Source organism: Acinetobacter lwoffii (assembly GCF_019048525.1).
Lineage (GTDB): Bacteria > Pseudomonadota > Gammaproteobacteria > Pseudomonadales > Moraxellaceae > Acinetobacter > Acinetobacter lwoffii_K.
Genome location: NZ_CP077369.1, coordinates 793,719 through 808,796, shown reverse-complemented (window position 1 = coordinate 808,796; position 15,078 = coordinate 793,719). Strand labels below are relative to the sequence as shown.

At 45.1% G+C, this 15,078-nt stretch carries 12 protein-coding genes; 10 read left to right on the top strand and 2 right to left on the bottom strand.

The genetic code is table 11. From position 1 onward, the window contains the following. Positions 1 to 71 precede the first annotated feature (71 nt). The 4 genes from I6L24_RS03765 (at position 72) to zupT (ending at position 4,606) form a co-directional block, all read left to right on the top strand. Positions 72 to 1,520 carry an aldehyde dehydrogenase family protein gene (locus tag I6L24_RS03765; RefSeq protein WP_086044922.1) on the top strand — a complete coding sequence of 483 codons (1,449 nt, stop codon included), beginning with the start codon at positions 72 to 74 and terminating at the stop codon, positions 1,518 to 1,520. A 591-nt stretch (positions 1,521 to 2,111) separates the two neighbouring features. Beyond that, complete coding sequence (locus I6L24_RS03760) at positions 2,112 to 3,587, top strand: sodium-dependent transporter (RefSeq protein ID WP_004280815.1); 1,476 nt, start codon at positions 2,112 to 2,114, stop codon at positions 3,585 to 3,587. A 10-nt stretch (positions 3,588 to 3,597) separates the two neighbouring features. Then, positions 3,598 to 3,708 carry a methionine/alanine import family NSS transporter small subunit gene (locus I6L24_RS03755; protein ID WP_004647694.1) on the top strand — a complete coding sequence of 37 codons (111 nt, stop codon included), beginning with the start codon at positions 3,598 to 3,600 and terminating at the stop codon, positions 3,706 to 3,708. A gap of 88 nt (positions 3,709 to 3,796) precedes the next feature. Further along, the gene (gene zupT, locus I6L24_RS03750) at positions 3,797 to 4,606 is read left to right on the top strand and encodes a zinc transporter ZupT (RefSeq protein WP_004280816.1); all 810 of its coding nucleotides are present in this window, start codon (positions 3,797 to 3,799) and stop codon (positions 4,604 to 4,606) included. 70 nt (positions 4,607 to 4,676) lie between these two features. Here zupT and rsmB read toward each other — a convergent pair whose 3' ends face one another. After that, positions 4,677 to 5,984 (bottom strand): 16S rRNA (cytosine(967)-C(5))-methyltransferase RsmB, encoded by a 1,308-nt coding sequence (gene rsmB / locus I6L24_RS03745; protein ID WP_004280818.1) that lies wholly within the window; start codon positions 5,982 to 5,984, stop codon positions 4,677 to 4,679. After that, on the bottom strand, positions 5,981 to 6,943 hold the full coding sequence (gene fmt / locus I6L24_RS03740; RefSeq protein WP_004647691.1) for a methionyl-tRNA formyltransferase: 963 nt from the start codon (positions 6,941 to 6,943) through the stop codon (positions 5,981 to 5,983). The genes rsmB and fmt overlap by 4 nt, the downstream gene beginning before the upstream one ends. A gap of 408 nt (positions 6,944 to 7,351) precedes the next feature. Here fmt and ilvD (I6L24_RS03735) point away from each other — a divergent pair, with 408 nt between their 5' ends. From ilvD (I6L24_RS03735) to I6L24_RS03710, 6 genes are all read left to right on the top strand, one after another. Further along, positions 7,352 to 9,181, top strand: a complete 1,830-nt coding sequence (gene ilvD, locus I6L24_RS03735) for a dihydroxy-acid dehydratase (protein ID WP_216986453.1) — start codon at positions 7,352 to 7,354, stop codon at positions 9,179 to 9,181. Between the two features lie 360 nt (positions 9,182 to 9,541). Then, the gene (ilvD, locus tag I6L24_RS03730) at positions 9,542 to 11,227 is read left to right on the top strand and encodes a dihydroxy-acid dehydratase (RefSeq protein ID WP_216986452.1); all 1,686 of its coding nucleotides are present in this window, start codon (positions 9,542 to 9,544) and stop codon (positions 11,225 to 11,227) included. Between the two features lie 177 nt (positions 11,228 to 11,404). Continuing rightward, positions 11,405 to 12,700 (top strand): RNA-guided endonuclease InsQ/TnpB family protein, encoded by a 1,296-nt coding sequence (locus I6L24_RS03725; protein WP_216986451.1) that lies wholly within the window; start codon positions 11,405 to 11,407, stop codon positions 12,698 to 12,700. Positions 12,701 to 12,878: 178 nt separating this feature from the next. Next, positions 12,879 to 14,201, top strand: a complete 1,323-nt coding sequence (locus I6L24_RS03720; RefSeq protein WP_216986613.1) for a hypothetical protein — start codon at positions 12,879 to 12,881, stop codon at positions 14,199 to 14,201. Continuing rightward, the gene (locus I6L24_RS03715; protein ID WP_180050512.1) at positions 14,182 to 14,469 is read left to right on the top strand and encodes a chorismate mutase; all 288 of its coding nucleotides are present in this window, start codon (positions 14,182 to 14,184) and stop codon (positions 14,467 to 14,469) included. The genes I6L24_RS03720 and I6L24_RS03715 overlap by 20 nt, the downstream gene beginning before the upstream one ends. Positions 14,470 to 14,771: 302 nt before the next feature. Next, complete coding sequence (locus I6L24_RS03710; protein ID WP_004280844.1) at positions 14,772 to 14,951, top strand: hypothetical protein; 180 nt, start codon at positions 14,772 to 14,774, stop codon at positions 14,949 to 14,951. The last annotated feature ends 127 nt before the right edge of the window (positions 14,952 to 15,078 follow it).

Sequence of the window (15,078 nt, the reverse complement as noted above, 5' to 3'; positions counted from 1 at the left end):
ATATGGAGTAGCAAGTGCATGATATAGAGAATTTCAAAAATGTATATCCTTGGATTTTGCAGGACAATAAGATGGTAGCGAGAAGCACACAACAAACGAAAGAGTATGCATTATATGTCGCCGGTCAGGCCGTTCAGACGGGTGAATGGTTAGAGGTCAAACATAAATATAACCACGAACTGTATGCCCGTGTCGCTTTGGCAGATGCCAACACACTGGAACAGGCGATTCAGTCTGCCGTAGATGCTGAAGCCGAAATGGCTGCCTTGGAGCCGTTTCAGAAACAGAAAATTCTGCTGCATTGCGTACGCCGTTTTCGTGAGATTCATGAAGAATTGACCGAAATTCTGATTGCAGAAGGGGGCAAGCCGCGTAAAGCAGCCGAAGCCGAAGTTGAACGTCTGATTAATACTTTCCAGATTGCCGCAGATGCCGTGACCCAGATTGATCAGGGACGTATGCTGCCTTTGGCCGTGACTGCAGCAGCATCCGGCTATCAGGGCATTGTGAAACAGGTGCCGATTGGTGCGGTGTCTTTGATCAGTCCGTTTAATTTTCCTTTAAATCTGACCGCGCATAAAATTGCTCCTGCGATTGCAGCCGGTTGTCCCTTTGTGCTGAAACCGCCTAGCCTGACCCCGATTTCTGCCTTAAAAATTGCTGAAATTCTGGCGGAAACCGATTTACCGCGAGGTGCGTTTTCGGTATTGCCCTGTCCGCGAGAGCTGGCTGATCTACTGGTCACCGATGAGCGTTTTAAATTACTCAGTTTTACCGGTTCCGATGCTGTAGGCTGGGATATGAAAGCGCGTGCCGGTCGTAAAAAAGTGGTCTTGGAGCTGGGTGGCAATGCTGCTGTCATGATTGAGCCAGATACCGAAATTAACGATGCCTTGATTAACCGTCTAATTGGCGGGGCGTATAACCATGCCGGACAGGTGTGTATCAGTGTGCAACGCATTTTGGTGCATCAGCAGATTTATACTGAAGTGAAGGACAAACTGCTGGCGAAACTGAAAACGATTAAAGCCGCTGATCCGAATCTGAGCACAACCTTGGTTGGTCCGATGATCAAGGAAGATGAAGCCAAACGCCTGAAAAAATGGCTGGATAAAGCCGTGAAAAAAGACGCGAAAATCCTGATTGGAGGCGAATTGAATGGTGTGATGTTCGCACCGACCTTGCTGGAAAATGTAGACCACAGTCTGGAAATCTACCGTGATGAAGCCTTTGGCCCGGTGGCAATTCTGGAAGCGTATGCTGATTTCGAATCCGGTATTGCCTGTATCAACCGCAGCCGTTTTGGCTTGCAAGCTGGAGTGTATACTCAGAATCTGAACAAGATGCTGTATGCCTGGGATCATCTGCATGTCGGCGGTGTCATTATCAATGATATTCCGTCTTTCCGGGTCGATAACATGCCCTATGGCGGGGTCAAAGATTCAGGTCTGGGTCGTGAAGGAATTCAGTCCGCCATTCGCGATATGCAGGAAGAGCGCATGCTGGTGATTAAAGCCTAGGTTCAGAATATTCAATTCATCGCTTCGATATCACAGGTGGCTGGTTTTTAAATCTGCTTGTGATATTTAAACCGGTTTTTAAAGAGGTCAAAATTCCATGAGAGAATTTGATTTCCCATATCACGGCTTGGTCATGTGCCTTAGTATGAGCCGTTTCATCTTCAAATAATGATCTAAAAACAGATGCTGGATCAGAGTCTTGGAATACATTTTTTGAAACAGCGACCCTGTAGTAAAACTTAAGAAAAATATATTCCAAAAAGTTTGTCAATATATAACTTGTTTAATCTGCCTTATTTTGCAGAATTATTGAACGCTTAATTCGAATAGATTATAAATAACGAATATTTTAAGCAGAATTTACAGAAAAAATTTAAAAAAGTCAGTATTGTTAAATCATCTACAAGGTCAGTTTTTCGATCAGACTTTAAGCAAGATGTAAGACCTGCTGACCTGTTTGTACATTAGAATTCGACGCCCACAAGGTGCCCTCTAATTCAAACACCCAAAATTATTGAAAATGCTTCTTTTTTTGCTTGCGCCATAACCATAACAAGCAGCATCTAAAGGGGTTAAAAGTTTAGGTGTTCTATGACAGAAACTCGTGAGAATTGGTCCGCACGATCAGGATTCATTATTGCAGCGATTGGTTCCGCCGTTGGCTTGGGGAATATCTGGCGTTTCCCTTATGTTGCCTATGAAAATGGTGGCGGGGCATTCCTGATCCCCTATCTGATTGCGATTTTCGCAGCAGGTTTACCTTTATTGTTTTTAGACTATGCGGTCGGACACAAGTTCCGTAAAGCACCGCCTATGGCCTATAAAAAACTCATGAATGCCGAATCCTTGGGTTGGTGGCAGGTCATGGTCACTCTGGTGATCGGGATTTACTATGCCAGCGTCTTGTCCTGGGCTGGCAGCTATATGTTCTATTCCTTTGGACAGCAGTGGGGCACAGATACCCAAGGCTTCTTCTTCAATACTTACCTACAAAATGGTGAGGGTCTGACGCTCGGTTTTGTACCTGTGCTGTTCTTTGGTCTGGTGGTCGTTTGGGCAGCAGTCATGCTGATTCTTTACGGTGGAGTACGCCGTGGGGTAGAACTGGCGAATAAAATCTTTATGCCATTGCTGGTGATTTTATTCACGATCCTAGTGATTCAGGCAGTACGTTTACCTGGTGCAGTCGATGGTTTAAATGCTTTCTTCACGCCGAACTGGGAAGCGATGGCCAACTATAAAGTCTGGTTAGCCGCTTTTGGTCATATCTTCTTCTCACTGTCAGTGGGCTTCGGGATCATGTTGACCTATGCATCTTACCTGAAACGCAAAACTAACCTGACCGGTTCAGGGATTGTGGTGGCATTGGCCAACTCGTCTTTTGAAATTCTGGCGGGTATTGGTGTCTTTGCCGCGCTTGGTTTTATGGCATTCAGCTCAGGTGCGAAAGTTGAAGATGTGGTATCTGGCGGTATTGGTCTGGCCTTTATTGCGTTTCCGAAAATCATTTCCAGTTTAGGTGCAGGTGGTGACCTGTTCGGTTTCCTGTTCTTTGGTTCATTGACGGTTGCTGGTATTACCTCGATGGTCAGTATCCTGCAAGTTCCGATTGCTGCGTTCCAGGACAAACTGGGCTGGTCAAAGAACAAGTCAGTGACGATTATTGCTGGTGGTTCAGCAGTGATTTCTACCCTGATGTTCTCGACACATAGTGCCATTACCTTTGTCGATATCATCGACTACTTTGCCAATAACATCGGTATTGTCGGTGGCGGTCTGTTATCGATTATTCTGTTGTCGTGGTTCCGTCGTCCATTAATGAAACAGCTGGAAGGCCATGTGAATGAGTTTGCCAGCGTGAAACTGGGTGCCAGTTGGAACTTCATGCTAACGGTGATCACGCCTTTGTCATTATTGCTGGCATTGGGCCTGACCCTGAAATCGATCATGGCAGAAGGTTATGGTGGCTATGCTGCCAGTACCCTATGGATGGTAGGTGGAGGAGTAATGGCATTCTTTATTCTGGGTGCCATTCTATTCAGCCTGATTAAAGATCGTCACAGCTAGGAGAGCGACTATGAATACATCTGCACTAATCATGATGATCATCTCTATCGTTTTATTATGGGGTGGTCTGGTACTGGCTGTGATTCATCTGGCAAAGAATCCGGAAGAACCAGAAGACTAAAAATCTTCACATAAACCTACTGTTACCATAAATAGAAGTCATTATCATCCTTGATGATAATGACTTTTTTAATGGCTGATGCTTTGACATGATTTCCGTTTCAGATGGACAAGTCCATACAGCCTTTGCCGTGACTTTATTTGCCGGGCTGGCCACCGTGGTGGGTGGGGGACTGGTATTATTCTTAAAAAAACCTAATTTCCGTTTGCTAGCCTTTGGTTTGGCCTTTGCTGCCGGGGCCATGATTTATGTCTCTTTAACCGAAATTCTGAACAAATCGATCGCGTCCTTTAGCCTGGATTTTGATGAAAAAACCGGTTTTGCCTTTGGCACTTTTGCTTTTTTACTGGGCGTAGTTCTGGTGTTATTGCTGGATCGCTTTGTGCCGAATCCCCATGACACCATTGAAACCCATTCTGCCAAGGGCGTCAGTTCAACCCAATTACTGCGTACCGGCATGTTGACCCTGTTTGCGATTAGCGCACATAACCTACCGGAAGGACTGGCGACGTTTTTTGCCACACTGGAAAGCCCTGCTTTGGGTGCGCCACTGGCGGTGGCAATTGCGATTCATAATGTACCAGAAGGTGTGGCGATTGCCTTGCCGGTATATATGGCCACCGGCCGTAAAGATTATGCGCTCTGGGCCAGTCTGGTCTCGGGCCTGGCCGAACCATTGGGGGCAGCGCTCGGTTATTTTATTCTGGCACCTTATATGAGTGAAACCGTCTATGGTCTGATCTTTGGGGTGATTGGCGGCGTGATGGTTTATCTGGCACTGGATGAATTATTGCCGACGGCAAAACGCTATGCCAAAGGACATGAAACGGTATATGGGCTGGTCAGTGGCATGGCTGCATTGGCCAGCAGTCTGGTGATTTTTAAGTTTATTCAATAAACCTCATATTCACTGAATCACGAGATATAAAAAAGGCAGCTTAGGCTGCCTTTCATTTTAAACGCATGATTTATGCCGTTTTTTCAATACGGCAATAGAAGAAGCCGTCGCCTTGATCCGCTTTCGGTAACAATTGACGGCCATGAATCTGTTCGATGCCCCAATCGGCTTCGATTTTGATTTCTTTGGCATCGGCATGTTGAGCAAAGAACTCGACCATCTGTTGTTCATTTTCGGCTTTCAGAATTGAACAGGTGATGTACAGCAACGTACCACCGACTTTCAGTTGCTGCCACATATTTTCCAGAATCTGCTTTTGCAGCTGTACCGTTTGCGGAATATCGGTAGAGTGACGTAACAAGCGAATATCCGGATGACGACGGATCACACCAATTGCAGAGCATGGTGCATCCAGTACGATACAATCGACCGGCTCCGGAGCGGTCCAGGTGATCGCATCAGCCGCGATAATTTCAACGTCGGCATATTCAGTTAACAGTAAACGTTCCAGATTTTCTGCCACACGGACTAAACGTTTAGCATCCTGATCAATGGCATAGAGTTTTTTCGGGCTGTATTTTTCCAAGATATGCGCAGTCTTACCCCCTGGCGCAGCGCAGGCATCTACTACGATTTTGCCTTCAAGGTCAGGAACTAAGGTCGCACACAGCTGGGCATGTTCATCCTGCACCGAGAAACCGCCGGCTTCATAGCCCGGCAGGTTCGGAATATGCACATTCTGTTCCAGTACAATCCCAACTTCAGAAAGAGTACAGGCACGTGCTTCATAGCCTTCTTCTTCCAGAATTTCCAGATATTCATCACGGCTGACCTGATTGATATTGACACGCAAGGTAAGCGGCGCAATCTGTTTCAAGTCATGTGACAGCTCGGCAAGCTGTTCCGGCCAGTCTTTCTTTAAACGCTTGTAGAGCCAGCTTGGCAGGCCATGCGCCTGATTTAAAGCCAGGTCAAATTCTTCTGTTTCACGTGAAACACGACGCAGTACCGCATTGACCAGACCGCTTAAAGGTTCAAATCCCAGCTGTTTGGCTGCAGTGACGGTTTCTGAAATTGCAGCATGTGCCGGAATACGGGTACATAGAATCTGGTACAAACCCAAATATAAGCAGCTTTCTAGAGCCTGGTTATCCAGGGGTTTGGTTAACAGCGGCAGAGTGATGGCTTTCAGGCCATGCCACTGACGTAAACAGCCTAGAGTTAACTCATGATATAGACCACGGTCACGCTCAGATACGATGTTGATATGTTGATTGAGTACAGAAGCAAGTGATTGGCCATTTTGTACAGCCAATAGCGTTTTTACAACTTGCGCGCGCAAATTCAAATTTTTAGCTGATGATTGAATTTGGCTCATGCGAATTTATATCCTACCGATAGTTTTTGAGTTTGATTAATTTGAACAGCATTCAGGGCTTTGCCACCTGGCCATTGCAGATTGGTGATGCAAATAGCATGTTGATCACCACACATCACATGCACGCCATCTTTATCCAGGGCAATCACTTCACTAGGCAGGGCATTGCTTGCCTTTTGTGTGGAAAGTGATGAATTCCAGATGCGTAAATTGTTGCCGTCATCTAGCGGGGTGAATGCCACTGGCCAGGGATTAAAGGCACGAATATTACGGTCAATATCTGCTGCAGGCTGGGTCCAGTCAATTTGTGCTTCGGCTTTTGTCAGTTTATGCGCGTAGACAGTCAGATTTTCATCCTGAACTTCACGGGTCTCAAGATAGTGCTGTAAAGTCTGTTCCGATTCGAGCACGGCCACAATCGCCTCAGCACCTTGCAGCGCCAGTTTGTCATGCAGGCTGGCAGATGTATCTTCGGCGCTAATCGGGCACAGTGTTTTATACATCATGTCCCCGGTATCCAGACCGGCTGCCATTTTCATAATGGTCACACCTGTTTCGATATCGCCGGTAGCAATCGCGCGCTGAATCGGGGCTGCACCGCGCCAGCGTGGCAACAGCGAACCATGAATATTCAGGCAACCATATTTTGGCGTATCCAGAACCACTTGTGGCAGGATCAGGCCATAAGCTGCCACCACCATCACATCTGCATTTAAGGCTTTAAGTTCCGCTTGCGCCGCCAGACCTTCTTCAGTCGATGACTTGAAATGTAAAGGCTGATAGACCGAAAGATGATGTTCAAGCGCTAACTGCTTCACCGCAGATGCCGTGAGCTTTTGTCCACGTCCGGCCTTGCGGTCCGGTTGAGTATAGACCGCCACAATTTCATGTTCGGTTCTAAGCAACGCAGCCAATGCAGTCGCTGCAAATTCTGGTGTGCCTGCAAATATGATCTTCACACATGAAATTCCAAATAAACTTAAAAGCTATTATAAGCCAAAAGCCAAATTTCAGCCTAATCGTTGCAAAAACTTATCCGAGAAGCTTGGTGAGTGCTTGAATTTCAGTGGAATTTTTATATAAAAAAAACTCATGCAAATTGTAAAAATTATTCATGAAAGTTTTGTATTGTCCTGATGATGATGGCGGTATAGTAGATTTCATTAAGAAATTTTTATCGTCAGATCATCCAAATCTCTCTATAGACATTTTTGCCTGTATCTACACCCAAAAGGCCATCTTGTAAATCAAGGGCTTGTAGTATGATAGGTTTAAAATTCAACTGATTTAAGCTCCTTGTCAGTATGATTTAGCCAGAGTGGATCTGCCCGATTCATTGCAAGCTCAAACTTTGTTGGAAATATAAAATGCCTGACTATCGTTCAAAAACATCGACACACGGAAGAAATATGGCTGGCGCACGCGGTTTATGGCGTGCCACCGGCATGAAAGATGAAGATTTCGGTAAGCCGATTATTGCGGTGGTGAACTCGTTCACCCAGTTTGTACCGGGTCATGTGCATCTTAAAGACCTGGGTCAGCTGGTGGCACGTCAAATTGAAGCGTCAGGCGGCGTGGCCAAAGAATTCAATACTATTGCGGTCGATGACGGCATCGCGATGGGTCATGATGGCATGTTGTATTCATTGCCTTCGCGTGACCTGATTGCAGACTCGGTCGAGTACATGGTCAATGCCCATTGTGCCGATGCGATGGTATGTATCTCGAACTGTGACAAGATTACCCCAGGCATGTTAATGGCCGCGATGCGTCTGAACATTCCAGTAGTATTTGTCTCTGGCGGTCCAATGGAAGCGGGCAAGGTCAAAATCCGTGGCAATGAAAAAGCCATTGATCTGGTTGATGCCATGATTGTTGCAGCAGATGACAGCTTCACTGATGAAGAAGTTGCTGAATATGAACGTTCAGCTTGCCCAACCTGTGGTTCATGTTCAGGCATGTTTACCGCAAACTCGATGAACTGTTTGACTGAAGCACTTGGTTTATCGCTTCCGGGCAATGGTTCAACGCTGGCAACCCATGCCAACCGTAAAAAATTATTCGAGCGTGCGGGTCAATTGATTGTTGAAATCACTAAACGTCATTATGAGCAAAATGACTACAGCTTATTGCCACGTTCAATCGCGACCAAAGCAGCGTTTGAAAATGCGATGACTTTAGACATTTCCATGGGTGGTTCAACCAATACGGTTCTACATTTGTTGGCAGCAGCACACGAGGCAGAAGTCGACTTTACCATGACTGATATCGATCGTTTGTCACGTAATGTGCCAGTTCTTTGTAAGGTTGCGCCGGCGAAGCAGGACGTGCATATGGAAGATGTACACCGTGCCGGTGGCATCATGTCGATTCTGGGCGAACTGGATCGTGCAGGCTTACTGGATACTTCTGTTCCAACGGTCCATGAAAAAACTTTAAAAGATGCCTTGGATAAATGGGACATCATCCGTACTGAAGATGAAGACGTCTATCAATTCTTTAAGTCAGCGCCGGGTGGTGTACCGACTCAGACGGCATTCTCGCAAGACCGTTATTATGCACGCTTAGATGGCGACCGTGACAATGGCGTGATCCGTAATGCAGCCAATGCATTCTCGCAAGATGGCGGCTTGGCAGTACTTTATGGCAATATCGCACTAGAAGGCTGTATCGTAAAAACAGCGGGTGTGGATGACTCAATCCTGAAATTCAACGGGACTACACGTGTGTTTGAAAGTCAGGATGCTGCGGTTGAAGCAATTCTGGGTGGTAAAATCACTGCGGGTGATGTCGTCGTGATTCGCTATGAAGGTCCACGTGGTGGTCCGGGTATGCAAGAAATGCTGTATCCAACCAGTTACTTAAAATCGAAAGGTTTGGGTAAAGACTGTGCACTTTTAACGGATGGCCGTTTCTCTGGTGGTTCATCTGGTCTGTCGATTGGTCACGTGTCGCCTGAAGCTGCAGAAGGCGGTGCGATTGGTCTGGTTGAAGATGGCGACCGTATCGAAATTGATATTCCAAACCGTACCATTCACCTGGCGGTGGATGATGCAACTATGGCAGCACGTCGTGAAGCACAAGAAGCCAAAGGCTGGCAGCCTGCTGAACAGCGTCCGCGTAAAGTGTCTAAAGCACTGAAAGCGTATGCGATGCATACCACCAGTGCCTCGAAAGGTGCGGTACGTGATATCTAATTTGTAATTTTACAGATTTTAAAAGCACTCCAGACGGGGGTGCTTTTTTATTAATTGTTGAAAATAGCACGGTCGCATTTTACTTTGTGATTTTGCAATAATATTGCGTAGACAATGTTTTACTTTTGACAGCGCAAAAGTAACAAAACGCCTTTGTTTTCCTGATGCAGCATCCTTGCTGCACAGGAAAACAGCGACATCCATGTCACTCGCTCATGTGATTCAAATTTTTAAGGATTCATCAAAATGTTTTTCTATAGGGTAATTTCTTTTACATGCCGAATGCTTTCTATACAATGACATTAAAATAAATTGTCCAAGACCGACGCTTAAAATTGGTCATCGCCAAGGAATAAAATAATGAGTAAAGAAAATATCCGCGAACATTCAGCCCCTGTCTATGAAGGCATTGAAAATGCACCGGCACGTTCCATGATGCGTGCCACCGGTTTTCAGGATGAAGATTTTAACCGACCATTTATTGGCATTGCTTCGACCTGGGCCAACGTTACGCCATGTAATATGCATATTGATGGTCTGGCCAGAACAGTCGAACAGGGCGTGAGTGCGGCGGGTGGCAAAGGTATTATCTTCAATACCATTACCATTTCTGACGGAATTTCCAACGGTACGGAAGGCATGAAATATTCACTGCTATCACGGGAAGTGATCGCAGACTCGATTGAAACGGTCGTGGGCTGCCAGGCTTATGATGGGGTCATCGCGATTGGTGGTTGTGATAAAAACATGCCGGGCTGCATCATGGGGTTGGCACGCTTAAACCGTCCGGGGTTGTTTATTTATGGCGGCACTATTAAACCGGGCGAAGGCCATACCGACATGATTTCGGTATTTGAAGCAGTCGGTCAGTATGCCAAAGGTGAAATCAACGCGATTCAGGTCAAGCATATTGAAGAAGTGTCTTTGCCGGGTCCGGGTTCTTGTGGCGGTATGTATACCGCTAACTCGATGGCCTCTGCGATTGAAGCACTCGGCATGAGCTTGCCGGGTTCCTCGGCACAGGAAGCGATTTCGGATGACAAAAAAATCGACTGTGCCCGTGCCGGTGAAGCGGTGATGAATCTGTTACGACTGGATATCAAGCCGCGCGACATCATGACCAAGGCTGCTTTCGAAAATTCGATCAAGGTCTTGATTGCGCTGGGTGGTTCAACCAATGGCGTGTTACATCTGCTAGCCATGGCGCATACCGCAGGGGTTGAATTGAGTCTGGATGATTTCGTGCGGATTGGCAAAGATATTCCGGTGGTGGCCGATGTGCGTCCATCCGGGAAATATTTAATGTCAGAACTGATTGCGATTGGTGGGATTCAACCACTGATGAAGCGCATGCTGGATGCCGGCATGCTGGATGGGTCCTGTTTAACGGTCACAGGTAAGACGCTGGCAGAAAACCTGGCCGATGTGCAGGACTATCCGGAAGGTCAGCAGATTATTCTGCCTTTTGATGCGCCCGTGAAAAAAGATTCCCATCTGGTGATTTTGAAAGGCAATCTGTCGCCGAAGGGCGCTGTGGCCAAGATTACCGGTAAGGAAGGTCTGCATTTTGCTGGCCCGGCACGGGTCTTTGAAGGCGAGCAGGGTGCCATGCGCGGGATTCTGGATGGCGAAGTCCAGCCGGGTGAAGTGGTGGTGATTCGTGGCGTCGGCCCTAAAGGTGGTCCGGGCATGCCGGAAATGCTGAAACCGACTTCTGCGATTATTGGTAAAGGTCTGGGCGCTTCGGTGGCTTTAATTACTGACGGACGCTTCTCTGGCGGCAGTCATGGTTTCGTGATTGGTCATGTGACGCCAGAAGCTTATGAGGGCGGCCCGATTGGTCTGGTGCAAAATGGTGATCAGATTTCAATTAATGCTGAAACCCGGGAAATGACCTGGCATGTTGCGGAAGAAGAAATTGCCGCACGTCAAGCGGCCTGGACCAAACCTCAGCCAAACTATACTCACGGTGCGCTGGCCAAATTCGCCAAACTGACTTCAGGTGCAGAAACCGGTGCAGTCACTGACCTGAATCTTGACCTCTAATCCATTGTTAAACATTGAACATTTGCTTATCTTAATCGGGCGTAAGACCCTCACCGACAGTCAGGTGGAGGATACAAGCGAGTGGCGATAGCCATATTAAAGATAATGTTTTCTTGGTTTTATTGCTTATTTTTGCTATAATTTAAACACTACAATTCTTTTATAAACAATGATTTAATGAAGATTTCACAACACTACAAGTTTAGGCTTCTGCCTAACCAAGAACAGGAAATATTGCTTAATCAAGCAATAGGTTCTGCTCGTTTTGTGTGGAATCAAATTCTCGCTAAATCATTTGAAATGTTTGCTAAAGATGAATATATTCGTTACGAAAGCATTGAAAAAAAATTAGTGCCCCTTAAAAAAACACCTGAATTTTCTTTTCTTGGTCAAACATATTCAGCTTGCTTACAGCAAAAAATACGTGATCTTGCTCAAGCATGGGGTAAGTTTTACAACAAAAAAGAACAAGCTCGTTTAAAGCAAAACAAGCGGAAACCACGTAAACCCAATTTTTTTAAATTGGCTGATGGTGGTGAGATTCAGCTTAGACCACTCATGCCAAGATTCAAGAAGAAATCAGATGGTGAGCAATCTTTTAGACTTCCATTTGCAGATTGTGAGGTTATTGGTGATCGAGTTTCTTTGCCTAAAAAAACAGGTTGGATAAGATTTAAAAAATCACAAGAAATTGTTGGTAAAATCACAAGTATTACAATTAAGAAAATTTGTGGGCTTTGGTATGTTTCATTTTGTACTAACCGTGAAATCGAACAACCAATTCATCCATCAAAATCTGCAATTGGTGTTGATCTTGGCATTAAGAAATTAATTACAACATCAACAGGTCAGGTATTTGACCCAATCAATAGTTTTAAAGCCAATCAAGTAAAGTTAGCTAAACTTCAACGTAAGCTAAAAAAGAAAATCAAGTTTAGCCAAAATTGGAAAAAACTTAATTTAAAACTTAATAAATTACATCACCATATAGCCAATATTCGGCATGACTACTTGCACAAAGTCACGACAACTCTCAGCAAAAACCACGCAATGATCGTAGTTGAGGACTTGAAAGTAGCCAATATGTCGAAGTCAGCAAAAGGCTCAATTGAGGAAAAAGGAAAGAATGTTAAAGCTAAATCAAGCTTAAACAAATCAATCCTAGATCAAGGTTGGTCAATGCTTGTCAATATGTTGGAGTATAAGCAACAATGGCGAGGTGGTTTACTCGTTAAGATTGACCCTAGATATACAAGTCAGACTTGTAGTTCATGCGGTCATGTTGCAAAAGAAAATAGACCTACTCAGGCTAAGTTTGAGTGTGTTAGTTGTGGTTTTAGCGAGAATGCAGATATTAACGCTTCTCGTAACATTTTAGCGGTGGGACATACCGTTTTGTCTGTCGAGGGAAGATGCGGTAAAGATCGCCCTGTGAAGCAGAAAGCAAGTGAAATCCGTGAGGAAGTCACCTAAGAGCTTTTGCTTTTAGAATCCCCCACTTGAGCTAGTCGAAAGTGGCGGGAGTATGTCAAGACTTGATATAAGTTTTTACACCATGCAGGGCTTTGGCTCTGCGATCTTAAAAATAGATTATTCTGTACAGATTCAATTTTTTGAACTGCACACCGTCATCTTTGTCGAGGCCGATCTCATGTCCCTGTTACGCCGTTGGTTTGATCCAATCCGATCGAGTTGGTTTTACCAGAAACCAATCCGTCAAACGGTGTTATCTATTCAAGATGGGCTGAGTATCCATTTAAGACTGGATGATGTGTACAGCTATCTGGCGGTACAGCAGCTGCCCCAGCTCGAAGAAATTTTAAGTCCGCAGCTCAAGCCGCTGAAAGTAATTATTTCTAGTTCGCATGCAGCCCCCCCAAATCAGATGTCTTTTGATGAATGGCAGCACTACACCCTAAATGATGCCAAGATTCTGTCGAAACAGCATCGTTTTAGTTTTCATGACACGCCAGAATTGCCCAGCGCTGAAGCCTTGCAACAGGCGGAACTGATTTTACGGCATACCCCGCTGCGCGGGCAGGATTTTCTGTATTTGCTGGAAGATGTGTTTCATATGTTGTGGCAAAAACAGACCGGAAAATTACGAACCCTTTATGCCATGGCCAGTCGTCATCATCAGCCACAGGACTTTCCCGAACGTATTTTTGACCAGACTCCGATTCTGGCCAGCTATTTTAATTTAGGCGGTCGCCAGTATCAGGCGGTCGATGACCTGTTGCGTCTGACCCGGCGTCTGGAGCAGCAAAAACTGCTGACCGGTAATCCGATTTTTATGATCGATCACATTGAATGGCGTGAGCATCTGATCAGTGATGCTGAAGAGCTGAACGAGATCCAGTCGATGGATCCGGAACTGGACTTGTATATCGCGCTGGAAGACCCGATCTCCTGGCTGCTGCTGGCTTATATCAAGGAAGAACTGGCGGATTATTACAATATCCAGCTGAATGTCTATCCCTTGTCCTATCGCGGCCGGGATGAGTTTGACTGGAGTCTGGCCACACGTTTATCCAAACGGACTGAAGTAGAATTTACCCCGTTCTGCCGACCGACCGAGCAGGCGATTGCGCCAATGGCACAATTATTTTATAGCTGTCCCGAGGAGCAGCGGATTGAGGCGATGTACCAGATCTTGCAGGCCGTCTGGACCCGTGGTGAAGACCTGTCTTATGCACCTCATTTCAAACGTTTGCAGCAACAGTTAAATATTGTAGATCTGACCCAGGACGATATTCTGGCCAAGCTACAGGACAATGATATGCTCTGTGAAATGAAGTCTCAGCCGAATTTCCCGGTACTGGAACTACGTATAGATGATCAAAGTTATACATTTAATAGCTTATATCGGGTCTGGATGATTGAAAGTATTTTCAGTAATGTGTTAGAAGAAAAGTATAAGAGTAATAATCAAACTGAAAGTGAACTGAAAAAACATGGAAAAGATCAAAGCTGAATCACTAGAACATGCACGTCAACAGATCGATGCCATTGATACAGCTTTAGTTGAGCTGATCGCTGCGCGTCAATTTTATGTTGATCAAACCACCCGTTTCAAAAAAACCGAAACCGATTTGCAGTCACCGGAACGTATGGAACAGATTGTAGAAAATGTCAGAGCTCTGGCGCAAAAGCAGGGTATCGATCAGGAGTTTATTGAACATCTATACCGTGAAATGTTCCAGTATTTTATCCAGCGTGAACTGAAAGAGTTTCGTCCTTAAACGGGCTCATTTCAGTTTAACCGCACCGGACGATCTTCAAGCTATGCAGTAGATCTTGCTGTAATCTTGGCCATTTTTAAGCACAACGTCGCCTTTTTGCAAAAATAATTTATCCATCAAAAGCCCATTCAGCCAAGTGCCTAAAGCCTTGTCTGGACGGGCTTTGCACGGTTTTTTAAAAATAATGGTAAAAAAAGAAATTGATTTTATTAAATATTTTTACAATGTAAGTTTAATTTAAGAAGTATATATATTGTATATACATCTTTTGCAAAGCAGTCTTTATTTTGGAGAGATCAGCAATGAGCGAGCAAATCAAAAAAATAAAGACAGGCAAGAAAGATGGACAACTTTTAATTCGTATTCAGAGTACGGAGCGTGATGAATTTATTCGTCTTTGCGAAGAACTGGATACCAGTGCTGCTCGTGAATTAAGAAAATTTATTCGTGGTTTTGTGAAACAACACAAGCCTAACGAATAGCCTTACTAGGGAGTAATACCATGGCTAAGCAAGTTAAATCTTTAAAGCAGAAAATCAAAGCACGTTTGAAAAAGATTTCAAAACATAAAGGCAAATTGAAGCAACTGAAGCAAGCGCTTAAAAAACA